The 23,237-nt window shown below is 61.3% G+C and carries 16 protein-coding genes; 7 read left to right on the top strand and 9 right to left on the bottom strand.

Features of this window, described 5'->3' with window-relative positions:
- Positions 1-46: 46 nt before the first annotated feature.
- From Thiosp_RS05135 to Thiosp_RS05120, 4 genes are all read right to left on the bottom strand, one after another.
- The gene (locus tag Thiosp_RS05135; protein ID WP_201065865.1) at positions 47-4,072 is read right to left on the bottom strand and encodes a translocation/assembly module TamB domain-containing protein; all 4,026 of its coding nucleotides are present in this window, start codon (positions 4,070-4,072) and stop codon (positions 47-49) included.
- A gap of 11 nt (positions 4,073-4,083) precedes the next feature.
- Positions 4,084-5,817, bottom strand: a complete 1,734-nt coding sequence (locus Thiosp_RS05130; protein WP_201065866.1) for an autotransporter assembly complex protein TamA — start codon at positions 5,815-5,817, stop codon at positions 4,084-4,086.
- Between the two features lie 108 nt (positions 5,818-5,925).
- Positions 5,926-6,927 carry a glucokinase gene (glk, locus tag Thiosp_RS05125; RefSeq protein ID WP_201065867.1) on the bottom strand — a complete coding sequence of 334 codons (1,002 nt, stop codon included), beginning with the start codon at positions 6,925-6,927 and terminating at the stop codon, positions 5,926-5,928.
- A 141-nt stretch (positions 6,928-7,068) separates the two neighbouring features.
- On the bottom strand, positions 7,069-7,653 hold the full coding sequence (locus Thiosp_RS05120; RefSeq protein ID WP_201065868.1) for a hypothetical protein: 585 nt from the start codon (positions 7,651-7,653) through the stop codon (positions 7,069-7,071).
- 45 nt (positions 7,654-7,698) lie between these two features.
- Here Thiosp_RS05120 and Thiosp_RS05115 point away from each other — a divergent pair, with 45 nt between their 5' ends.
- Entirely contained in the window at positions 7,699-8,265 is a 567-nt protein-coding gene (locus Thiosp_RS05115; protein ID WP_201065869.1) for a cytochrome b, read from the top strand.
- A gap of 63 nt (positions 8,266-8,328) precedes the next feature.
- Here Thiosp_RS05115 and Thiosp_RS05110 read toward each other — a convergent pair whose 3' ends face one another.
- Positions 8,329-9,654, bottom strand: coding sequence for an ABC1 kinase family protein (locus tag Thiosp_RS05110; RefSeq protein WP_201065870.1), 1,326 nt, complete (start codon positions 9,652-9,654; stop codon positions 8,329-8,331).
- A 326-nt stretch (positions 9,655-9,980) separates the two neighbouring features.
- Here Thiosp_RS05110 and Thiosp_RS05105 point away from each other — a divergent pair, with 326 nt between their 5' ends.
- The 4 genes from Thiosp_RS05105 (at position 9,981) to Thiosp_RS05090 (ending at position 15,711) form a co-directional block, all read left to right on the top strand.
- A complete protein-coding gene (locus tag Thiosp_RS05105; protein ID WP_242518461.1) occupies positions 9,981-11,804 on the top strand; it encodes an oxygen-binding di-iron domain-containing protein in 1,824 nt (607 codons plus the stop codon).
- A gap of 773 nt (positions 11,805-12,577) precedes the next feature.
- Positions 12,578-13,528, top strand: a complete 951-nt coding sequence (locus Thiosp_RS05100) for a DUF808 domain-containing protein (protein WP_201065872.1) — start codon at positions 12,578-12,580, stop codon at positions 13,526-13,528.
- A gap of 203 nt (positions 13,529-13,731) precedes the next feature.
- Entirely contained in the window at positions 13,732-14,184 is a 453-nt protein-coding gene (gene fliW / locus Thiosp_RS05095) for a flagellar assembly protein FliW (RefSeq protein ID WP_201065874.1), read from the top strand.
- A gap of 147 nt (positions 14,185-14,331) precedes the next feature.
- Entirely contained in the window at positions 14,332-15,711 is a 1,380-nt protein-coding gene (locus Thiosp_RS05090) for a coiled-coil domain-containing protein (protein ID WP_242518462.1), read from the top strand.
- A 6-nt stretch (positions 15,712-15,717) separates the two neighbouring features.
- Here Thiosp_RS05090 and Thiosp_RS05085 read toward each other — a convergent pair whose 3' ends face one another.
- From Thiosp_RS05085 to ureA, 4 genes are all read right to left on the bottom strand, one after another.
- Positions 15,718-18,189: a penicillin-binding protein 1A gene (locus Thiosp_RS05085; RefSeq protein WP_323696846.1), complete on the bottom strand. Its 2,472-nt coding sequence runs from the start codon at positions 18,187-18,189 to the stop codon at positions 15,718-15,720.
- A 231-nt stretch (positions 18,190-18,420) separates the two neighbouring features.
- Positions 18,421-20,043 (bottom strand): urease subunit alpha, encoded by a 1,623-nt coding sequence (locus tag Thiosp_RS05080; protein WP_201065876.1) that lies wholly within the window; start codon positions 20,041-20,043, stop codon positions 18,421-18,423.
- Positions 20,040-20,399: an urease subunit beta gene (locus Thiosp_RS05075; RefSeq protein ID WP_201065927.1), complete on the bottom strand. Its 360-nt coding sequence runs from the start codon at positions 20,397-20,399 to the stop codon at positions 20,040-20,042. Before Thiosp_RS05075 ends, Thiosp_RS05080 begins: the two co-directional genes overlap by 4 nt.
- 143 nt (positions 20,400-20,542) lie before the next feature.
- On the bottom strand, positions 20,543-20,848 hold the full coding sequence (ureA, locus tag Thiosp_RS05070) for an urease subunit gamma (protein ID WP_201065877.1): 306 nt from the start codon (positions 20,846-20,848) through the stop codon (positions 20,543-20,545).
- A gap of 192 nt (positions 20,849-21,040) precedes the next feature.
- Here ureA and sthA point away from each other — a divergent pair, with 192 nt between their 5' ends.
- Together sthA and Thiosp_RS05060 are read left to right on the top strand one after the other, a co-directional pair.
- A complete protein-coding gene (gene sthA / locus Thiosp_RS05065; protein ID WP_201065879.1) occupies positions 21,041-22,441 on the top strand; it encodes a Si-specific NAD(P)(+) transhydrogenase in 1,401 nt (466 codons plus the stop codon).
- Between the two features lie 99 nt (positions 22,442-22,540).
- A complete protein-coding gene (locus tag Thiosp_RS05060) occupies positions 22,541-23,212 on the top strand; it encodes an OmpA family protein (protein ID WP_201065881.1) in 672 nt (223 codons plus the stop codon).
- Positions 23,213-23,237: the final 25 nt, after the last annotated feature.

Here is a 23,237-nt window from a genome sequence, read left to right as displayed (position 1 = left end):
CGGCACCTTGGTGGCAAGATCGCCTTTGGCCGCGGTTTCGACAGCGTCAATTCTCGAACTTGAAGAACACATCCGCGCCTTGGGTGTCCCCAGTCTCGGTCTGGAGCTGAATCCGGTTGTTCAGATCATAGCGCAGCTTGATCTTGTCCCCCTGATCGCCGAGGTTGCTCTCGTATTCCACAAAGAGCTTTGGCGCAACATAGGCGCCCACCGACAATGAGCGATCAACGCTACCGGAATTGCCCTTGGGTGGCACACCGGTCAGCAGGTAACTGACGATTTCCGCGTCGGTCATGTTTGAATCATTTTCGGAGAAAAACGCCAGCTTGGGCTTCTTCAGCGTGCCCAACACGCGCACACCGGCGGTCATGTCGCCGCCCTCGCGCTGGGCACGCAGCACCAAACCGGGGTTGCTCAGCGGTGTCTTGGCGAACACCAGGATACCCTGCTCGATCTTGAGCGGCGCGCCGACGCTGGCAAGGAGTCCAAACTGACTCGACAGCCGGTAGGTGCCATCCACCACCTCAAGCTGGCCGTCGCCGAGCAATGGCTGCTGCGGCTGTTGGATGGCGCGCACGGTGCCGCGCAACTTCGCGCGCAGACCAAAGGCCTCAAGCTGCACCGACTCGCTCAGCTTGACCTTTACATCCACCCGGAAGGGAGAGGCGGATGTGGCGTCTGCCTTGCTGCCCTGCCCTTCCACCACCACATCGGGGGAGGTAGAGACGGTTCCGGCCGGAATCGAACGCGGCTTGATGCGCGCTTCCGTCACATTGACCGTTCCCTCTACTGAGCCGCCGTCGGGACCAAAAGCAGCCGCCATGTCGGTCTTGAGCATGGCGAAATACTCCTTGGTATTCGCGACCTTGAGCTTGTCACCGTCGAGCTTAAGCTGGAACGTCCAGCCTTGCTGAGCGCGTGAGCCACTGCCGGAAAGCGTGAGCTGACCACCGCCGATGTTCGCGCCGCCGCTGATGTCGAGGCGGTCACTGCCCTGGGTCTTGGCTGTCAGATTGGTGTCGTTCACGACAAGACCGATGAGCGGAACCTGCAAACCAAGATTTTTCAACTGCATCTGCCCCTGCAGCGCTGGATTGCCCAGGGTGCCGGCAAGTTTGATATCAGCGTCGATAGTTCCGGAAACGCCGGTGACATCCGGTACCAAATTGCCCACACGGCTCAGGTCGCTGAGGCCAAGGCGCACCGAGCCCGTCAGCGCCTGGCGTTCAACATCCGGGGCTGCCAACGCCAAACCTGGCAGCTTGGCCTGGGCGTTGAGATCGCCAAGCCCCTGCACCGGCACCCTAAGGCTTGCAGTCACGCCGCTAGAGGTTGCATCCAGCTCGGCCGCCGCGTTGGAGAAGACCAGTCGTTCTTTGGACTCAGGCAGCGCAAGCTCTAGCGACCCCTCTGGCACCTTGAGACTCGCCTTCCCCGTGATGACAGCATCGCGTGACTGGAAACTGGCATCCATCGCCGCATGGCCCTTCAGATCGAGATTCGGCGGCACCAGCGCATCAATGCTCGCAAAATCGAACCGCTCAAGCGTCAGGCTCGCATCGAAGGAGCCGGGCTGAGTTTGAACAAAGCGGGCGCAGCCGCCCGAGCCCTGGCTGTCGCCGATGCACAAGGGACCGGCCTGAATCTTCCCCTGGTCTAAGGTCACGGCTGCCGCCTGACGCAGAGCCCAGGTGCCGAATTCTGCAGTGGCGAGCTTGAGATCGGTCAAATTACCGTGATAACCACCCTGACTGGGTTGTTCGCCGGTGAATTTCAGTTGTGCGGACAGGACTTCGCCATTCAGCGTTGCATTCAACCGATGGCTTGGCAATGTCCCGTCCGCTTGGATGTTGAGCGATTCAAACCGCATACCGCCAAGCAGCAAGTTGGAGCCGGTCAGGGTGGCGTTCATCGGGTCATCGCTGCCGAGTCCAACATCCGCCTTGCCTTGAATGCTGGCAATGCCGTGCCCTTGCAGCTCGATGTCGCGGCCATCGAGAGCGACAGTGGCGCGCGGCGCTTGGGCCTCACCACGCAGCTGACCGTCGATTGTAAGCTGGCCGTGCGCGGCCGGTAGCAGCTCACCGAGGTCAGGTGAGCGGAAATTGAAATTGATCGCGAGTTTGTCTGCTGCCTGCCCACTCGCGGTCAATTGGGTCGCACCTGAATCGGCCTCAAGCTCGCGTATCTCGAGTGCGCCCGCAGCCAGTTCGAGCAAGGCAGCCAGCTTGACCGGGTAGCCCCGCAGCTGTCCGCCAAAGTCACTGATGCGCGCTGTCAGCTCGGGCCCCTGAGCCGCCAGGCGGCCCTGGCTGGCGATGCGCCCGGATAGATGACCGGGCCAGTCAGCGGCATAAACGCCAGGGTCGATGTCGCTGAGCCTCATATCGGCATCCCAGGCAAGCTCGGGCGCCCATTCAACATCACCAACCCCGGTGACTTGCCCACCAAGTGTCTCGAGGCTCAGTGTCGTTATCTGCGCGGCATCGGCACTCCCTTTACCGGCGAGATTCACCACCGCCGCCGGGTAGGCCTTCAGCCCAACATCGGCGTTGAGCTGATAGTCGTAGCCCTGCGCCAGGCTGCCGGCAGACTCGGCCTTTAGCTCGAGGTTGCCTTCCAGACCTGACCACTGCTGGCCGGGGTCGATATCCTGTGCCGTGAGCGCCAGCTCCCAGGAGAGCTCCGGGGTCCAGCTCAGCCGGCCCTTGCCGATTGCCTGACCTCCGAGACTGTCAAGCCGGAGTTCTTCGATGCGGGTACCCTGGCTGTCGCCCTCGCCGCGCAACGACAGACTGGTCTCCGGAATGTCCTGACCAAAAACCTCCGCCGAGACATTGTAGTCGAAGGCGTCGAGCTGGCCGTTAACATCGAGCGTACCGCGCGGTGATTGCAAACGTGCCGCGCCTGTCAGCGGCCAGCGCAGCGCCTCCCAAACGCCGGTAATCGCCACCTGGCCTTGCGCGCCTTCGAGGTCCACGCCCCCTTGCAGATCGAGCATGCCGCCCGAGCCCTGCTCGGTGAGATTGAGTGAGCGAATCTCCAAGGCCTGGTCTTCCCAGCCAAGATCAAGCTCGGCAGCCAGGCGCCCCATTTCGCCGTGCTCCGGCGCCTCGGCGATCAGAGTGCCGGCAAGCCCGGCGCGTTTCAGGTTGCCCTCAGAGCGAAGGTTGGCGGTCACCTCGAGTTGCGGCGCCCCGGCAACCATTTGCGGCAAATCCAGGCCATCGAGCTGAATTTCAGCCTTCCAGGATGCTTGCTCGAGCAAGTCCTGAACCTCGGCGTCGAGCCGCAGATCGGCGGACCCGCTAATGCGATGCTCGATGCGCAGCGCGCGGGCATCGCCCTGCACGCTACCTTTCCCGGTCAGCGTCATCGCCGGTGGCTGCGCAAAGGTCCAGTCGAGTTGCAGGTCTGCCGGATAGTCTCCCCGCAACTCAAGCTGCCCTTTGGCATCGGCTTTCACATCGGGGACGGCCATGACGAGATTGAAGGTGCGCAGATCGACGGTGGAGCGCTCCATGCCAAGCGAGAGCTCCGCCTGCGTGAGTGCCATCAGCGGCTGATCAGGCGTTGCCATCGAGGCGAGACGAAAGTCATCGACTCTCACCCGGTCGGCAGCGATCGCCAATGGCAGCTTGATCTCAGGAAGTTTAAAGGGTTCCTTCGGCTTGGGCTCTGGGCTTGGCGCGGTGAGCACCTCGCTCTGCGCGATATGAAGATCGACGATACTGAAGGTGCCGCCCAGCAGCCGCGCGGGCCGCCAGCTCAGGTCAATCAGGGCGATCTGTACCTTAAGCGCTGGCAGGTGCAGGCGCAGATTCTGAATCTGGAATTCATCGATCAGGCTGCCCTGCACAGCGCCGATTTCCAGTGCCTCAGGCAGCGCACGTTCGCCCAGGTCCGCAAGCAGGCGCAGACCGCCCTGGGTGCTCAGCACCCAGGCGAACAGCAGCGCCAACAACAGCAACAGAGTGGTCAGCCCGCCTAGCACCCAGCGCCAGACACGCCAGCGCCGTCGGGGCGGAAGATTGCCGGCACTCGGGCGACTGTTGGCTTCCTGGGCTGTCATTTGGGTATCACTTAAAGGTCGGGGCCGATCACCAGATGCAGGCGCACGCCTGGCTCACTCTTGGTGAAAGCATAGGCCACATTGACCCGAACCTGGCCCAATGGGGTCTGATAATTCACCCCCAGGCCGGCGCTCTGCTCCCATTTGTCTTCATACTCGGGGTCGAAGGCGTTGCCGAAGTCGGTAAACACCGAGGCGCTCCACTTGCCTTTGATATGCCGTTGCAACTCCAGCGAACCGACTGCCAGATAGCGTCCGCCAAGGGTCGCGTTATTTTCGGGGTCAGTCGGGCCAAGTACATCGTAGCCCCAGCCGCGGATACTGTTGTCGCCGCCGGCAAAGAAGCGCTGACTGGCAGGAACATCGTCCAAACTTGCCGCCCAGGTCGCGCCCAGATTCGTGCGGGTGATGAAGCGGTAGCGCTCACCAAAGCTTTTGATCCACTTGGCATAGAGCGAGCCGCTCAGCCATGAGGAACCGGTGGACAGCACGCCGCCGGCGGTTCCCTGAATGAGCGCCTTAACGAGATACCCATTGCGCGTATTGATGGGATCATCGGAAACAATTTTGGACCAGGCAATGTTGGGCACCAGGCCGTTGAAGTCTGAATCTTCCAGATCACTGACCTCAAGGTTCTCATACTGGTAATTGATGCCAATATCGCGCCGCCAACCGGAGGGCATGGCGCGTGACCAGGCGGCCTGCACGTTGACCATGGACCCCTGGCGGGTGGCGGTGTCATAGAAGCCGTATTGGGGCTTGATGACAATGGAGTCGCGCACCGGGTCGCCGACCGGGATGTTGTATTCGGCATAGATCGTCTGAATGCTAGCCGATACGGTCGCTTCTGCCTTGAACTTGTGGCCATAGCGCCCGATGTAGCGGCGGCGGTAATCGAGCGTGACTCGCGGGCCAAAATCCGTCGCAAAACCGAGCCCAACGCGATAGCGATTGGCTTTGTTACGCTGCGCAACCACTGTTATCGGCACCTCGCGGTCGGAATTCGCAAGCTTCTTTTGCGGGTCGATCACGACGCTTTTGTAGTATTCCATCCCCAGCAAACGCCCTTGGAGCTCCAGCAGCTCGTCCGGGTTGTAGACGGTGCCAGGCTCAAAGGGCACAAAGCGCTGCAAGAATTCATCCGCCAGCAAATCCTGCTTGAACTCTACCCGGCCGAGGTAATATCGCGGCCCCGTGTCGAGATGAAAAAATATCTTCGCCTGGTAGGCGACCGGATCAATCAGCACCTCATGGCGCACCATGGTTGCGTCCAGATAGCCCTGCTCGGTAGCAATGCTCTCGATGCTGTCACGCGCTGCGGTATACTTGGCATGCAGCAGCACATCATTAACCTTCAGCGGAAACTTGGCCGGAAAGACGCCAGCGCTGGCGCCCGGCCCGGTAATTTGATAGTCAATACTGGCAATGCGCACCGGCAATCCAGGCTCGACAGTGTAGCGCGCGACCCAAGTGCCGCCGTCGCTGGCGGGTGGGGTGAGGCTGTCTCGAATGCTGACCCGATAAAGCCCAAAGGGGGCAAGCGCGTTTTCGATCTGCTCCGGAGCCCGCCGATGCAGCGCCATCAGCCGCAAGGGGGTGATGTCCTTGTCTTGGCGCTCCTGATAGATGCTAAGCAGCGCCAGCACGTTCTTTTCCTGCTCGCCGCTCAGGCCCGTGACATCAACCTTCAGCTGCAGCGCCTGTGCCAAGCCGGGAGTCAGCGCAGCCGCCGCCAGTATAAGCATGACCAGTCCTGCGCGCAGCCTAGGGGCCCAGCTTGCGCATGCACCGGTCACATCTGCTGGGGGTCGGCTGCTTGTTAAGATTGGTCTCAAAGCGGGTGACATCAAAAATCAGCGAATTCTTTGCTCATTGAGGTAGTGGGCCGCACCGATCAGCGCGCTGCGCTCTTCGACGATCAGATGCACCGGCATGGCCTTGAGTAGCCCGCTCATGCGTCCCTTGTCGACGAAGCCCTGCAAGAATCCGCTACCACGGATCAGATCAAGATTTTTCGGCAGGATACCACCGGCTAGATAGACGCCACCGCGCGCCATTAACTTGAGCGCCACATTGCCGGTCTCGCGACCGAGCAATTGCGCGAACCAGTCCATCACCTCCTGGCAGATAGCGCACTCCCCGCCTGCGGCGAGCATGGACACGGCAGCTGCAACATCACCTTGTTGCACCAGCGTCTCCTGCATGCGCGGATGATGCGTGGCACCGCGATGCTGGTGCAGAAACTCATAGAGGTTTTCGATACCCATGCCGGAAGCAATGCGTTCCCAACTCACGTGACCGTAGCGCCTCTGCAGATGCTCAAGCAGTGCAAACTCAAGTGCGTTCGTCGGCGCGAAGTCCGTATGGCCGCCTTCGGTCGCAAAGGGTCGATGGCTCTGTCCATCCCAGAATAACCCAGCCTGCCCCAAGCCAGTGCCGGGTGCCACCACGGCAATGTTGCCACGCGCTGCTGAATCCCCGCTTTGGATGGCCAGACGTTGCGTCTCATCAAGCCCGGCAATACTCCAGGCAATCGCCTCAAGATCATTGAGAAGCCCCACTTGGGCAATGCCGGTTGCCGCCTCGAGCGCGCGTGCGTCCAGATGCCAGGGTAAATTCGTCGCATCGCTGCGATCATCGGCCACCGGGCCGGCGATTGCGAAAGCAGCCCCCGCCGGACGCTGCGCCAGGTCCGACAGATGCTCGCTCAGGTAAAGCCGAAGAATATCTTCGAGCCCTGGATAGTCGCGACTGACATAGCGGCACTCACGCGCAAGACGCACTTGCCCTGAGACCATATCTGCCGTGGCAAGATGGGTCTTGGTGCCGCCAATATCTCCGACCAACACAACCATCGCAGGATCTCCCGAACGCTCATCCCCAGTCCGCATTCAGCGAAGGGCGGATAGTTTATACCGGATGCGTTTGACGTGCCTAAGTCCAAGCCAGCCCGTCCGAGCCAACTCAGCGCGCCAAAGCCCCGCGCAGCAGATCTGTCAGCTCGGACGATGTGTCTCGAAGCGAAATGCAGCAGCGCGCGTGCCGTCCGCGTCGAGCAGCAGGACGCGCGCCTCCCATTGCATGCGCTGGCGCACGCACAGGGGCAACATTGCATTGCCATGGTAGAACCCAGGCTGGGCGGAAGGCTCGAGCGGGAAGCGGTTGAATCCCATGTCCATGTCGACACCCTTAAAGTCGAGCTCGACGCGCTGGGGCGCATCCATGTCCGCCAGCTGGACTTGCACCCGCAGCGGCTTGACCAAGGGAATTTCAGCAGGCTGGATCTCGAGCTGGACCTGCCCCCCAGCCGCGAAACGCGCGGTGCAGGCGCCCTGGTGCAAATCACAGCTTGCCGGCGCACGCGCAAGCTCCCGCACCTGAATGTGCGTGATTGCTCGCCCTTTGAGCACCAGAGTCGCCAGAATTGCCATGACCAGGCAGCCGAGCAGCAGCCACCAAAAGCGCTGAGCTCGATCGCTCTTGGCGATCTCGGCGCTCTCGGAGCTATCGGGGCTCTTGGCACTCTTTGGGCCCGAGCCGGAGTCGCAATTGTGCGGTGACGTAGGAGGGGGTTCTTGCATAAACTGTGACGCTTGATTCACTCACTCTTTTCGAGGATTTTCATCATGAACACGGAATCGACCCCTCCCATCCAAAAGTACGGCATCGTGGCACAAGGCTTTCACTGGCTGGTGGCACTGCTGATCGTGGGTCTGCTCACCACCAACGCGCTGCGCAGCGCCTCGGAGGAAGGCACGGCTACCTTCACGTTCTGGCTGGGACTGCACATGTCCTTTGGCATTTTGGTGTTCTTCCTGACCTTAGCGCGCATCCTGTGGGCAAAGATGGCCCCGCCACCAGAGCTGCTCGACGCACCTCAGTGGTCGGTGCTGGCGGCCAAAGCGGCGCACATGTTGCTAAATCTCTCCACCCTGGTCATTCCGATCTTTGGCTATTTGCGCATCGCATCCAAGGGGATTCCCGCGAGCTTTTTTGGCATGCCGATTCCCTCTGTGGTCGGCGAGCAGGAGTGGCTGCATAACGTGATGCATGAGCTGCATGGGGATGCCATGGCCATCTACCTGCTGACACTGGTCGGGCTGCATATCGCCGCCGCACTCTGGCATCAGTACGTGCGCAAGGATCATGCGCTCGAGCGGATGCTGCCGTGGAACCCGCCGTCGCGTTCCTAACGCTCTCCCCCCAATACTCCTCGGCTGCCGTGCCATGGAGGCGAGGCCAGCCGGCCGCGAGCACTAGAGATACTGCTGCATCATGGTGCGCAGAGGAATCCGCGCACGTAAGCGCCGGGACAGCATGAAGGTACCGACAAACTTCCGATGCAGAAACATGCTGGCCGGATCAGGCAGTTCCTGAAAGGCGCCGGCGTGATAAAGCTCGCGCCCGCGCTGGTAGATGCGCTCGAACAGGTCTGAATTGCCGAAGTCATAGGCGTCTTCGGTGCGCAGCAGCTCGGCGGACAGGCGCATCAGCCCGGTCAGGGCATCGACGTTCTCTCTTGGAGCCTCGGCGCTTAGGTAACCGAGCTCGACGATGGCCTGGTGCATGCCAGGCACATCGTCGTTCATGCCGGCCGTCGCCAGGCGGCGGAAGCCGGCCACCAGCTCCGGTGCGATGTGCGCGGTGGCGCCAAAGTCCAGCAGCGCGATGCGCCCGCTTTCAGGCTGATAGAGGTAATTGGCAAAGTTCGGGTCGGTCTGGGCCAGCTGGAACTCATACAACTCGCGCAGTGTGAGACGGGTCAGGAGGTTGGCCGCCCGCTCGCGCTCGGCACGACTGAAACGCGCCTCACTCAGCCGATCGATCGACACGCCCTCGACATAGTCCATCGCCAGAATGCGCCCGGTGCAGAAGTCGCGATGCACCGCGGGCACGATGAAATCAGCATCCTCGCCTACCAGCGCGCGATAGGCATCGAGCGCATCGGCCTCGGCCTGATAGTCCGCCTCTTGATGCAGCTGCCGGCGCGCTTCCTCGAGCAGCGGCTGAGGGTCGGCTCCCTTGGGCACCATGCCGAGCGAACGGCCAAGGAACCCGAGGTTGTCGATGTCGCTGTCGATGCTCTCGCGCACGCCAGGGAACTGGATTTTCAGCGCTAGCTGGCGACCGTCGCGCGTTTGTGCGCGGTGCACCTGGCCAATGGAGGCCGCGGCGATAGGCTTGAAGTCAAAGCGCTGGAAGCGCTTATTCCAGTCCGCGCCCCACTCGCGCTCGAGCACCTGCGCGAGCTGACTCAGCGGCATGGGCTCGGCCCGCTCGCGCAGGCTGGCCATAACGGCGGCGGCCTCGGGCGTGAACACATCAGCCCCGTCCATCGACATCAGCTGGCCCATTTTCATCACCGCCCCACGCATACGCGCGAGCCGCTCGGTGAAGCGCTGAGTGGCCGCCGGGCTGAGCTGGATGCGATTGCCCTCGCCACCGCGCGAGCGGGCAAGCTCGAACAGACCGCGCGGGCCGATGCCCACCGCCAGATCGGTGGTGGCGCGCCCGAGATGCCACAGGCGCTGGATGCGACGACTGGGAACGGCGCGGCCGTCACCGCTGGAAAATCGATTCATGATTGGAATGCCTTCATCTGGAAACGCGCACGAATTGATCGTGATTGCGCTTGAGTAGTCCTTGAGTATTCAGTGCTGGTTTGGGGTGCGTTTGGGTGCGTCTGGGCCGCGAGAAACCTTTGCTCGATTTCACAGGTGACCACAACAATGATGGCAAGTCTGCATTTTCCCAGTGACCGCGCGCCATGACATTCCACGCTGGTGGTTTTACTGAATCTGAATCCTTGGGCTCAAGTCTCAGTCGCAATCAGCGCGAGAGTGCTATATTTGGCTAATCCCGGCGAAACCGGGCCCGGTTGTTGTGGAAGGCCCAGGTTGAAAAAACGTTGAACAAACCCTCGCTGAACCCTGATCTTAGTCATCTGCACGATGCCGATTGTCGCGGCCCGCTGGAGATCGCCGAGCGCGTCTGGTGGGTGGGCCATGTGCTGCCGGATGATCCCTTCCAGTGCCATGTCTATCTGCTTGAGCAGGGTGATCAGTCGGTGCTATTCGATCCGGGTTCGAAGCTGACCTTTCCCGGCACCCTGGCCAAGATCGAGCAGATCGTGCCCTTCACCCAGATACGCTACTTCGTCTGCCATCATCAGGACCCGGACATTACCGCCGCGCTGCCGTTGATCGACCAGATGAACGACCGCGAGGATGCCGTTGTCGTCACCCACTGGCGCGCCCATGCGCTGCTGCGCCATTACGGGCTGAAGATGCCCTTCTGGCTGATCGACCAGCATGACTGGCGACTGCCGCTGGTCGATCGCGAGCTGGAATTCATTTTTACCCCCTATGCGCATTTCCCGGGTGCCTTCTGCAGCTTCGACCGCCACACCGGGGTGCTCTTCTCGAGCGACCTGTTCGGTGGCTTTACCGAGGAGCCGCAGCTGATCGCTCGCGATGAATCGCACATCGAGGCGCTCAAGCCCTTCCACGAGCACTACATGCCGAGCAATGACATCCTCGGCTACGCGATGCATCAGATTGAGCGCTACCCGATCGAGATCATCGCCGCCCAGCACGGGTCCATTATCCCGCGGCCGCTGGTGTCCTTCATGATCGAGCAGCTCAAGCAGATCGACTGCGGCATCTATCTGCTGGGGCAGGACGACACCGACATCCGTCGGCTGTCGCGCCTGAACGCCACCCTGCGCGATATTGCCGAGACCATGCTGCTGTATCGGGACTTCCGCGACATTGCCGCGCGGCTGCTGGAGCTGGTGCGGCGCAGTCTGCCAGCGGCGCGCATCGACTATTATGCCGCCCTGCCGGATGACTCCATCCTGGTGCTCAAGCGCGAGAATCGCTTTTCCGGCAGCATCGAGACCGAGCCGCCCGAGTTCTGTCGCTTCATTGGCCAGCCACGCGAGCATTGGGTCAAGGCACACCGCGAGGAGGCGGGTTTTCTCAACCACCATCTGTGCGGCGAGGCTTTTTGCGAGGAGCACCCCGAGGAACATCCGGGGTCGCGTCTGGCCATCCCGCTCATCGGGCCGTCGCAACAGCGTATTGATGGCTTCGCCATCATCGAGCTCAGCGAGCGCGCACCGGTCGACAAGGGCATCGAGCAGATTGTCAAGCAACTGGCAGAGCCGCTGCAGGTCGCACTCGAACGCGAAGTGATTTATCGCTCCATTGACCTGGAGCGCGAGAAGGCCTACCAGCGCTCGATCCGCGATGCCCTGACCGGACTATTCACCCGTTTTTACATGCAGGACGTGATGTCCCGCCAGTGCGCGATGCATGATCGCGACAGCACCGCAGTTTTCTCGGCAGTGATGATCGATGTCGATCATTTCAAGCGCGTCAACGACACCTACGGCCATGGTGCAGGAGATCAGGTGCTGCAGGCAGTCGCCGCCCGGCTGAACGACAACAGCCGCAGCACGGACATTGCGGTACGCTATGGTGGCGAGGAGTTTATTGTCTTTGTGATCGGCCAGAGCGGCGCCGAGGCCACCGGTGCCGCTGAACGACTGCGAACGCTCATCAGCAGCACACCCATCGACATCGGCACGGAAACCGCGCTTGAGGTCACGGCAAGCCTAGGTGTTGCCAGCCGCCAGCAGAAGGAGTCGCTTGATCAGCTGATCGCGCGTGCAGACGAAGCCCTGTATCGCGCCAAGGAAGGTGGTCGCAACCGGGTGGAATCCGGCTAGCTCGCGCAAAAAAAGAGCGGGACTCGCTGCGCAAGCCCCGCTCAATCCTCAGAAGACGACATTATTGCGGGCTGATGTTCGCCCCGCTGTTGCGATACCTGTTGAGAACTTCCTGGTGATCAATGAAGGCGCTGGCCGACAAGCGACCAGCGCCGGTTGACGTATCGCTAGACGATATCCCCACAAGGGCGATATCCCCGAATGGTGCCGATCATGCGGCGCCCTTCAGTGCGTAGGGCACCAAGGGCAACAGGCACACCGCTGCCACCATCCAGAAGCCAATACGATTTTGCTTACGAAGTGCTTCATCACTCATCGTTCTTACCTCCAATATCGGTGACTTTGCTCAGTCGGGGAGTTTCATCAAGCACGGCCCGTCCGGGCCGGCGTTCCTTAGGACGCAGATTTGACTCGGGATGCCGCGGATCAGGAGACCCCCTTCATCGCATAGGGCACCAGCGGCAGCAAACATACTGCCGCAATCATCCAAAAGCCGAGTCGGTTACTCTTACGCAGTGCTTCATCGCTCATGGTCGTTACCTCTTTCGAGTGACTGGTCGATGGAACATCCGTCAACCTTCAGGGAGCGAGATTGGCCCGTCCTAGCTGACTTCAACGAATACCCGAAAAACTGCAGGCTTTTTCCTAGCGTTTTACTTGGTTTTTAGCGCCAAGCACACGCCCCTCTTGGTTCCGCCCGCTCGCTCCACTATGATGCGCCCGAGCTAACGCCGCCTTCCGGCGATCATCTTCCTGCTGACGAGCCCTGTGCCATGGCCACGACACTGCTTGCCCTGATCGACGACATCGCCACAGTCCTTGATGATGTATCCCTGCTGACCAAGGTCGCCGCGCGCAAGACCGCGAGCGTGCTTGGGGACGATCTGGCTCTGAACGCGGAGCAAGTTACCGGCGTGCGCGCCAACCGCGAGCTGCCAGTGGTCTGGGCGGTCGCCAAGGGCTCCTTGCGCAACAAGGCCATTCTGGTACCGGCCGCGTTATTGATCAGCGCGTTGGCGCCCTGGGCCATCATGCCGCTATTGATGCTTGGCGGTCTGTATCTCTGCTTTGAGGGTTTCGAGAAAATCGCGCACAAGTTTCTGCACCCGCCCGAGGAGACCAACGCGAAACGCGAGGAACTGAGCGCCGCGCTGCTCGATCCGCAAGTCGATCTGGCGGTGCTGGAGCGCGATAAGATCCAAGGCGCCATCCGCACGGATTTCATCTTGTCGGCGGAGATCATTGTCATCACCCTTGGCACCGTGGCGGAAGCGAACTTCCTGACCCAGGTGCTGGTGCTGATTGGCATCGCCTTTGTGATGACGGTCGGCGTTTATGGGCTGGTTGCGGGTATCGTCAAGCTCGACGACGGCGGCGCCTTGCTGGCAAAACGCGAGGGCGAGAGCGCGAGCATCCGCTTGCAGCGCGCCTTTGGCCGCTTCATTCTGTCCCTGGCGCCCTGGCTGATGAAGTTCTTATCGGTTGCCGGCACCATTGCCATGTTTCTGGTCGGTGGCGGTATCATCGCGCACGGCATCCCCGCTCTCCAGGAGATGGTGCACCATTTCACGCAGATGCTGGGCGGGCTGCCAACTGTTGGCGCTATCCTGCACTTTCTCACGCCTTTGATTGTCGATGCCCTGATCGGCCTGGTCGCCGGCGCGCTAGTGCTGGCAGCGGTCAAGCGCGTAGAGGATTGGCGGGGTCAAAGCGCGGCGCACTAAGTCGGTTATCGAGAATCGGCGTCACAAATGAGTTATCCACTGCGAGGGGCACGAAGGCGCTTTTGCGTCTATAGTTAGGCATAAACGCGGGGCATGGTTTTCAGGCCCCGTCCGGCGAAGTCGAGCCTTTCCGAGCTGCAGCCTTTTTAGCTGCGACCGCAAAGGCGTATCAATGGGTTTTCGCGATAATCAAGGAGATCATCATGGCGGCATCTTCAGACAGACCTCAGATCGATGCGAACAAAATCATTACCTTTCCTCAAGGTCTGCCCGGCTTCGAGGATGACCATCGCTTCACAATGTTTCACAATAGCGACGGCAAACCGGAAGAACAGAGCAACAAGCTCTTCTGGCTCGAATCACTCGACAGCCCCGATGTCCGTTTCACGGTGGTCGACCCGACACTCTACGGACTGAATTACGTCATCGACCTCAACGACGAGGAGCAGGCGCTGCTCCAATCCAAGGACCCTAACGAGATTCTGGTGTTGCTGATGCTGGCGCGCAACGATGAAAGCGACGCGGCCAAGCCCAAGGTGCACGCCAACATTGCCGGCCCTATCCTGATCAACACCGAAAATCGCCTGGCACTGCAGAAAGTGCTGACGCGCTCGCGTGTAGAGGTCAACATCGTCGGCGCCGCCGCTGACGCTTGAGCGCTGCAACAACCCTTCATTTGTGCCGGCACAGGGAGGTGCCATCCCACCATGTCAATCCTATCCTGGTCATTCGTTCGTCGCAGGGCTGATGCAATTCGCCTTCTGCTGAGTCTTAGCCTGTGCCTGGCCATGCCCGGTGCCTTGATGTCTGACGCTCTCGCGCAGACCGAGTCCAATTCAGCCGATACCGACCAAGCGGGCAGCCGGCTGCCAAGCCAGCCGCTAAACAGGCCACCAAACCCGCTGCCAGCCGCGTCGCAGCCATCACCTGGGCTGAATACGGCCCCAATCGTCGAACAAACGACCAAGCTGCTCGAGCAGTCGCGAGAGCAGGGCGCGCAGTTGTGGCGCAAATCGGTCGACGGCGCCGGCGATATTTGGCGCCGCTCGCGCGAGACTGCGGGTGACTGGTGGCAGCGCTCGGCCGATCTGGTGCAAGCGCACGAGGGGGCAACCACTGCGGCCGATAACGCGCACTTCAGCGCCCTCTGGTCCGATGTGCTGCCGCCGCTCAACGAGACCCTGACGCTGCAGGAGGTGCAGCGCGACCTGCCCGAGCAGGCCTGGTTCAAGCGTGATCAGGGCGATGTCGAAGACGACATCAAGGCGCTGCTCGACCAGGCGGTGGCGGTGCTGTCGATGTCGCCGTTGCAGGACGAACGCGCCGCGATCGCTGAACTTCACACCAAAATCGAACAATCGCGGGAGAAGATCGCCAATTATCGCCAGGAGCGCATCGGCGCCCCAACCCAGTCACTGGTCAAGCGCACGCCCGAGGATTACGACGCACTGATCGCCGACGAGCAACAGGCCATTGAGGACAATCAGGCCAAATTGCGTCAGATTCAGCGTGAATTCGCCGAGCGGCTGCGCGCCATCGGCCTTGAGTTATCGGACGAGCAGGTCGAGTTCTTGCTCGCCACTGTGGTGGGCGACTCGATGATTGATCTTGGCATTGTGTTTGACAATGTCAAAACCATCACCGTCGAGCTCGAGCGCCTGGTGCGCGAGAGCGGCGAGGACATGGACAGCGCCCGCCGCTACTACGGGCTCTACGTCGTGCTGCTGCGGGCCTTGAAACAGATGCACCTGGAGGTCGAGCAGACGATCGAAACCGAGTACATTCCACAGATCGACACCATCCGCCAGCGCGCTCAGGAGTTAAGCAGCGAAACCCGCCAACTGCTCAAAGCGCAGCCGGATCGCGCCGATGTGCTTGAGGCCAATCTCGCGGCGCAGCAGATGACCATCACCGCCGCAGGGCGCTATCGGGATTATCTCGCCGAGCAGGCCCGGCAGGTGCGCCGCGCGCGCGAGGCGCTGCAACAAGACATCCGCACCGCCTGGAACACCTACGAGACGGTGCGCGTGTCCGGCGAGCTGGTGGCTCTGGTGCAATCCAGCCAGCAGCTCCTTGATGGCCTGCTCGAGCGTCAGGTTCCGCCGCTGCGCCCGTTCGAGAATCTGGAGATGAAGCGCGAGTTCGAGAAGCTGACCAACCAGCTCAGAGCACCAGAAAGCTGAAGCGAATCAAAACAGATCGTCGATCACCCGCGGCGCACTGCCTCTCCGCGGCGATGGTGTCCAACCTGAGGAAACCGGCGTGGGGCCGCCAAGTTTGTCGCGGTATTCGACCCGCACGACCTCAGTTCCGCCACCCTGCAAGCTCACTTCAACCATGCCTTCCGGGCGTTTGATCTTGGCCTCGGGTATCCCCTCCAGCGCGACACGCATGAAGTCGATCCACACCCCAAGGGCGGCGGTTCCTCCCCACTCACCACGACCAAGCGGGCGGTTATCGTCCATACCCATCCAGACAATGGACACCAGCTCAGGCTGATAGCCGGCAAACCAGGAATCGCGCGAATCGTTGGTGGTACCGGTTTTGCCGCCGATATCCGGCCGCTCGAGCACCCTTGCCCGCGTGGCAGTGCCCTGGATCACCACGTCCTTCAAGATGGAATCGATGCTGTAGGCAATGCGCGGGTCGACCACCTGGGGCGCTTCCGGGGCACTGGAAGCCCCGTCCGCCTGCGTCCGCGCCGTGCCATCTTCGGGCACCTCCAGCCAGCACTCGTCACAGGATCGGGGCGCATTCGCCCTGTACATCTCTTGGCCATGCACATCGACGATACGGGAAATCACGTGAGGCTCCACCTTGTAGCCGCCATTGGCAAACACGCTGAAGCCAGTTGCCATTTCGAGCGGCGAAGCCGCGCCGGCGCCGAGGGCCATTACGATGTTATTGGGAATGGAATCGAGCGAGAAGCCGAATCGCTGGATGTAATCACGCGCGACATCCGGGCCCACGCGATTAACGAGATCGATGATGGCGAGATTGCGCGACCTGGTTAGCGCTCTGCGAATGGTCATGGCGCCGAGGAATTTGCCGTCAGAGTTTTGCGGCCGCCACATGCCGCGCGCGCCCATCATCTCGAACGGCTGGTCCCGCACGATGCTTGCCGGGGTATAGCCCTGCGCCAATGCCGACGCATAGACGAATGGCTTGAAGCTCGAGCCCGGCTGGCGTTTGATATCTACCGCTCGATTGAACTTGCTCCATTTGAAGGCATAGCCTCCAGAGAGCGCGCGCACTGCGCCGTCCTGCGGCGACATGGCCACCAGGGCGCCACCCACCAGCGGCACCTGCGCGAGGCGCCATTCGCCGTCCTCGTTCTGGCGCAGCCGGATCACATCCCCCACCGACACCGCCTCGCCCACCCGCCGCGGCTGAGATCCGCGCCAGTTTTCGGTCTTGTAGCGCCGTGCCCAGGCCACCTGGTCACGTGTGAGTTGATGGTAGCGGCCGTCTCCCAGATAGACCTCAGCGTGCTCGGGTCCAAATTTGGTCACAACCCCCACTGGCAGGCCCGGCACGGGCGGACGCTCCGCCAGCACCTCGTCGAGCTGGCTGGCGCTCAGCGCACCCGCATTGTCAATGGTGGCTTCCGGCCCATGGTAGCCATGGCGCAGGTTATAGGCCATCAGCCCCTCGCGCAGCGCCGCGTCAGACGCGCGCTGCAAGCGCTCATCCACCGTCGTATAGACGTTCAGGCCGAGCGAATAGGCTTGCTCTTCGCCGAAGCGCTCGACCACCTCCTGGCGCACCATCTCCGCGACATAATCGGCCTCAAATTCGATCTCCGCGCGGTAGTAAGTGGCCGTGAGCGGCTCGGCGATGGCCTCTCGATAGCGGCTTTCGGTAATAAATCCGAGCTCGCGCATGCGCCCGAGGACATAGTCGCGTCGCTCTTTGGCCCGTTCGGGATTGCTCAGCGGATTATTAGCCGAGGGTGCCTTGGGCAAGCCAGCGAGCATGGCCATCTGCGCCAGTGTGAGCTGATCGAGCGGCTTGCGGTAGTAGAACTCCGCCGCTGCCGAAATACCATAGGCACGATGCCCGAAGAAGATTTTATTGAGGTACAGCTCGAGGATTTCTTCCTTAGTGAGCGATTTTTCGATTTGCATCGCCAGCAGCAGCTCGGCGAGCTTGCGACGGATGGTCTTATCGCGCGAGAGATAAAAATTCCGCGCCACCTGCATGGTGATGGTACTGCCGCCCTGGGTCATGGAACCGGTGCGCGCCACATGCACCGCCGCGCGCAGCAAGCCGATGGCATCCACACCGACATGCGCAAAAAAGCGCGCATCCTCGGTCGCGATGAAGGCATTGATGATGTTGGGCGGCAGGTCTTCGAAAGCGACCGCACGCCGGCGCTGAATACCAAATTCGGCCATCAGCGAGCCTTGCAGCGAATAGACCCGCAACGGCTCCTCAAAAGCAACATCGGTCAAGCCTTCAATGTCCGGCAACTCTGGAAGGGTGACATAGATCACCAAGGCCGCGCCGAATAGCCCGAGCACCGCCAGATCGAGCGGGATGGCGAGCATGCCGGCAAGCATGCGCCCAAACAAATCCAGCACCCCGAGCACCGGATGAGGCCCGGTCTTGGTTGGTGTCTTGGCCGCGTTTTTCTTGGGAGCTTTCTTTTTTGGCGGCACATTGCCCGCAGACCCCGACCAACGCGGCGCGGATGGCCGCGGGTCGTCGTCGTGGGAGCGCGCCCGAGAGGGCCGAGGTTGATCCTTGTTCGCCACCAAGCACCTTGAGAATCGTTGTAGCGCGCGAGCCACCGGGCCCGCACTCAGACTAACCCGGCATTTTACATGACGGCTCTATTAGATGACGAATCTGGTAGATGACGAATCTGGCCGTTGTGTGAGCAGCGAGCGTTAAAAGAGCGCGTAGCGTTGTCCCAGCGGAACGATCGGCAGGGGCTCGCAGGTCATCGGCATTCCGTCGGCGTGCAATTCGCCGGTGCGATGATCAGTCTCGATCTCCGGCCGCCAGAAATTATGGATCATATCCACTTTGCGCACCTGGCGCACATCGCGTGCCACACCGATACGGCGGGTCAAATCCAAACGCTGCGGCTCGCCAGCCTGCAAGGCCCATTGGGAGACGAACGTCATGCAGGTCAGGCGCGTCGCCCCGCCGGTCAGACCGAACAGGGGCTCATACTGCACCGGTTGGGCATCCGCGACCGAGGCGCCGGGATCTCCCATCGGGGCCGCCGCGATCAGTCCACCTTTAATGACCAGACTCGGACGCACGCCAAAGAACGCCGGGCGCCACAGTACAAGGTCCGCAAGCTTTCCGACCTCGATCGAGCCAACCTCATGCGCGATGCCGTGCTGTATCGCCGGGTTGATGCCGGTTTTGGCGATATAGCGTTTGATGCGGTAATTATCGTTATCCTCGCGATCGATGTCAGCGGCGAAGGGCGGCGGCGCCAGGTGACCGCGACGCACCTTCATGCGATGAGCCATCTGCCAGGTGCGGCTGATTAAACCGCCGCTGCGCCCGCCGGCCTGGCCACCCGATGCCATCGCGCTGATGCCGCCAAGATCGTGCAACACCTCAAGCGCGCCGGTACGCTCCTGGTCCGCAGCCGTCGGAGAGAACACCGTCAAGGGTAGTGTATGCGCCATGCCCAGCGCCCGCAGTGTCTCAATGGACCCGTCGTTGTGCGAATCCCCATGCAGGGTGCCAACACAGTGCTCGCCAATCAAACCCATGAGTTCATCAACGGACCCGGACTCATTCTGGCTGTCGAACCGCAGCAGCAGTTGCACATCCATTTTCTCGGCGATCTCCACCGCCCGCGCGATCACCACTGGCGTGCAGCCCCATGCCGGATGAACTGTCAGCCCCATGGCGCCGGAGCGAATTTGTTCCTCAAGCGGGTTGGGCAGGCTGCCGCTGCCTTTGGCGAGAATTCCCAGGTTCACAGGCAAACCTTCGGCAGCTTGCAGCAGGCGGCGAATATTCCAGGGCCCAGGCGTCGTCGCTGCGGCCAAAGATCCCGCACTTGGTCCAGTCCCACCGCCAATCACCGTGGTAACGCCCGCCATCAGCGCGGATGTTGCCTGTCTCGGCGAAATCAAGTGAGTCATGGCATCGACCGCACCGGCGGTCAGAATCTGCCCCTCGGCGGCGATGATTTCCGTTCCCGAACCGATCAACACATCGGCGCCGGTTTGGATGTTTGGATTTCCGGCCTTGCCGATGGCCGCGATGCGCCCGTCCTTGATACCGATGTCGGCTTTAACAACACCCCAGAAATCGATCAACAGGGCATTGGTGATAACGGTATCCATCACCTCGTCGGCCTGACGCTGACATTGCCCCATGCCGTCGCGGATGGACCCGCCCCGCCCAAAGCGCGCCTCATCGCCGTAGTGGGTGAGATCCTCCTCGATCTGCGCAAACAGGTCCGTATCGCCGAGGCGCACCCTGTCCCCGATGGTTGGACCGTAAAGCGCGGCATAATCGGCTCGGCTGATCTTGCTCATGTCGCGGTCTCCTGCAAAGGCTCGGCAATCTCCTGGGCTGGCGGCGGCGCGTCGATCGGACCCATCACCTCCCCGCGAAAGCCATACAACTCACGCGTGCCGCCGTAAGGGACCAGATCGAGCATGCGCCGCTGCCCTGGCTCCAGGCAAAGCGTGGTGCCGGCCGGAATCGCGAGCCGATAACCACGTGCCGCCTCACGATTGAATTCAAGCACCGGGTTGGCCTCGGCAATATGGTAGTGCGAGCCGATCTCCACCGGCCGATCACCATTATTGGCAACCTCGACGGTCAGCAGCGACTGACCGGAATTAAGCTCAATATCCCCTGGAGCCAACAGGACTTCACCCGGAATCATGGGTTTGGAATTCATAACTCTTGCCTCCATCAGAAGCGGCGGAGTGCGAAAAATCAGGCGCCGACTGCGTCCTTTGCCGGCATCATGTCTGGCGAGTCAGCGCGGGCGGCCCACTCGGTGGCGACCAGCCTGCTAGCCATTGGTCAGGCGGTGATTGGATCGGAAACGCAGATCAACCGCACGCCATCGGGAAAGGTGGCTTCCACTTTCACCTCAGGCAGCATCTCCGCCACCCCTTCCATCACATCGTCCTGACGCAGCAAACGGCGACTGGCATTGATGAGATCATCAGGGTTCTTGCCGTCGCGAGCACCTTCGAGAATCGCACAGCTAATCAGGGCAACGGCTTCAGGGTAATTCAGCCTCACCCCGCGCTCCTTACGCCGCTCGGCAAGCAGGCCAGCGGTGAACAACAGCAGTTTTTCTTTATCTTGGGGCAGCAGATCCATGGTTTGGCTCCTCTTCGCCGTGAGTTCGGCAGGCGGGCGACTGACATGGCCAGCGCAGACTGGCCCAGAGCGGGCGGAAAATCAATACCCAGGGGCCGCTCCAGTTGCCCGAGCCGCGGCATCGGCCGCGACATGATGATCCCCTTGGGTTAACCTCGGCCTTCCCATCACGACTCACCGGAGCGGCAACCCGTGACTACCGACAAGCGGTTCGACACCATCATCATCGGCGCCGGCCCGGCTGGCGAGGGGGCAGCGATGAAGCTCGCCAAGGCCGGACGCCAGGTTGCGGTGGTCGACGCCCAACCGCGCGTCGGCGGCGGCTGCACGCATTGGGGCACCATCCCGAGCAAGGCACTCAGACACTCCATCCAGATGCTGGCGGATTATCGCCGCAATCCGCTGTTCGCGCATAGTAGCGGGTTGATCGATGTCGATTTCCCCCAGCTACTGCAAGCGGCCGACGCAGTGATCGACGCGCAGGTGAGCACCCGCTACCGCTATTTTCAGCGCAACCGGGTCGAGATTTTGCACGGACAGGCCCGGTTCGTCGATCCGTATCAGATTGAAGTCAGCCGTCCGGACGGCGCGATCGACCGGCTGGCCGGTGAGAACTTCGTCATCGCCACCGGCTCGCGTCCCTATCACCCGCCGGATGTCGACTTCTCCAATCCGCGCGTGCTCGACAGCGATTCCATCCTGCGGCTCAAGCACACCCCGCGCTCCATGACCATCTACGGCGCTGGTGTCATCGGGTGCGAATATGCGTCCATCATGAGCCATCTTGACGTGAAAGTGAATCTCGTTAACACCCGCGACCGGCTGCTGTCGTTTCTGGATGACGAGATCACGGACGCACTTGGCTATCATCTGCGCGAGCAAGGCGTCGTAATCCGCCACGACGAAAGCTACGACCGGGTGGAACCGGACCAGGATGGCGTAGTGCTGCATTGCCATTCGGGCAAAAAACTGAAGACAGAGATCCTGCTATGGGCCAACGGGCGCACCGGCAACACCGACCAACTCGGGCTGGAAATGATCGGCATTGAGCCCAACAAACGCGGCCAACTGGAAGTGAACGAGAGTTACCAGACCGCCCTGCCCCACATCTATGCCGCCGGTGATGTGGTTGGCCCGCCGGCCCTGGCCAGCGCCAGCTATGACCAGGGCCGCTTCGTCGGCACACATATCGCCGATGGCCGCTGCGACTGGTCGCTGATCGACGAATTCCCGACCGGCATCTACACCATGCCCGAGATCAGCTCGGTCGGACGCACCGAGCGCGAGCTCACCGCCGCCCAAGTTCCCTACGAGGTCGGCCAGGCATCGTTCAAGAGCATTGCCCGCGCCCAGATCACCGGCCAAACCGTTGGCATGCTGAAGCTGCTCTTTCACCGCGAAACGCTAAAAATCCTCGGCATCCACTGCTTCGGCGAGCAAGCCTCGGAAATCATCCACATCGGTCAAGCCATGATGTCGCAGCCGGACGACGCCAATAACGTCCAGTATTTCACCGAGACCACCTTCAACTACCCTACCATGGCCGAGGCCTACCGGGTCGCGGCGCTCAATGGGCTGAACCGTCTGTTTTAGTTGCTCTCATTTTAGTTGCTCTCATCCGCAGCCACTGGAGGTAAGAAAATGTCGATACCAAGTCGCTTTTCAATGCAAATTGCAGTTACTGGACTCAGCTTGAGCATCCTGATTGGCAGCCCCGGGGTGATTTCCCAGGCCAAAGCCGAGGAGTACATGAAGCGTGGCGCCACCGTCGACGATTACCAGCAGGCACTCGGGCGCGTACTCGAGCGCAAGCGCGGCATTGTTACCGCCCGTGAACGCCAACAGCAGGCAGCCCGACAGACGCCGTCTCCGTCGCACTCCAGCACGGGAGCAACCCGAACCGCAAGCTCCGGAAAGCCCGCGCGCATTGATACCGGCGTTTATATCCCCGACCAAGACCAAGAGCGTGGTAACGCAGATGGTGTATCCTTGTATTTCGGTTACGACTCAGCCGAATTAACGCGCGCCGCTCAAGACGAACTGCGCAAACTCGGCCAAGCGCTGCGTGCGCCAGAGTTTGCAGGAGTCTACTGGCTGATCGAAGGTCACACAGACGCTTCAGGCGCAGGTGATTACAACCAGCGCCTGTCTGAAGCACGGGCGAGCTCAGCACGCCGTTTTTTGATCGAAACCGCCGGAATTGCGCCCGACAAGCTCATCACCGTCGGCAAAGGCGAGAGCGAGCTCTACGACTCACAGCAACCCGCGGCAAGCGTCAACCGCCGAGTACGGCTGCGGCCGATCGGCGAAGAAAGCAGCCAAGAAGCCGAGAAAATCGCGCCAGCCAAAGACGAAGACGGCTGACTGAGCACTCAGCCTGATGCAGATG

The sequence above is a fragment of the Thiorhodovibrio litoralis genome, from assembly GCF_033954455.1.
Lineage (GTDB): Bacteria > Pseudomonadota > Gammaproteobacteria > Chromatiales > Chromatiaceae > Thiorhodovibrio > Thiorhodovibrio litoralis.
The sequence above is the reverse complement of the archived record's forward strand: the minus strand, read 5'-3'. Positions and strand labels throughout refer to the sequence as shown.

Excerpts from the sequence above, each read along its gene's own strand:
- Thiosp_RS05135 (WP_201065865.1), bottom strand. The coding sequence starts at position 4,072 with ATGACAGCCCAGGAAGCCAACAGTCGCCCGAGTGCCGGCAATCTTCCG.
- Thiosp_RS05130 (WP_201065866.1), bottom strand. The coding sequence starts at position 5,817 with ATGCTTATACTGGCGGCGGCTGCGCTGACTCCCGGCTTGGCACAGGCG.
- glk (WP_201065867.1), bottom strand. The coding sequence starts at position 6,927 with ATGGTTGTGTTGGTCGGAGATATTGGCGGCACCAAGACCCATCTTGCC.
- Thiosp_RS05120 (WP_201065868.1), bottom strand. The coding sequence starts at position 7,653 with ATGCAAGAACCCCCTCCTACGTCACCGCACAATTGCGACTCCGGCTCG.
- Thiosp_RS05115 (WP_201065869.1), top strand. The coding sequence starts at position 7,699 with ATGAACACGGAATCGACCCCTCCCATCCAAAAGTACGGCATCGTGGCA.
- Thiosp_RS05110 (WP_201065870.1), bottom strand. The coding sequence starts at position 9,654 with ATGAATCGATTTTCCAGCGGTGACGGCCGCGCCGTTCCCAGTCGTCGC.
- Thiosp_RS05100 (WP_201065872.1), top strand. The coding sequence starts at position 12,578 with ATGGCCACGACACTGCTTGCCCTGATCGACGACATCGCCACAGTCCTT.
- fliW (WP_201065874.1), top strand. The coding sequence starts at position 13,732 with ATGGCGGCATCTTCAGACAGACCTCAGATCGATGCGAACAAAATCATT.
- Thiosp_RS05090 (WP_242518462.1), top strand. The coding sequence starts at position 14,332 with ATGTCTGACGCTCTCGCGCAGACCGAGTCCAATTCAGCCGATACCGAC.
- Thiosp_RS05080 (WP_201065876.1), bottom strand. The coding sequence starts at position 20,043 with ATGAGCAAGATCAGCCGAGCCGATTATGCCGCGCTTTACGGTCCAACC.
- Thiosp_RS05075 (WP_201065927.1), bottom strand. The coding sequence starts at position 20,399 with ATGATTCCGGGTGAAGTCCTGTTGGCTCCAGGGGATATTGAGCTTAAT.
- ureA (WP_201065877.1), bottom strand. The coding sequence starts at position 20,848 with ATGGATCTGCTGCCCCAAGATAAAGAAAAACTGCTGTTGTTCACCGCT.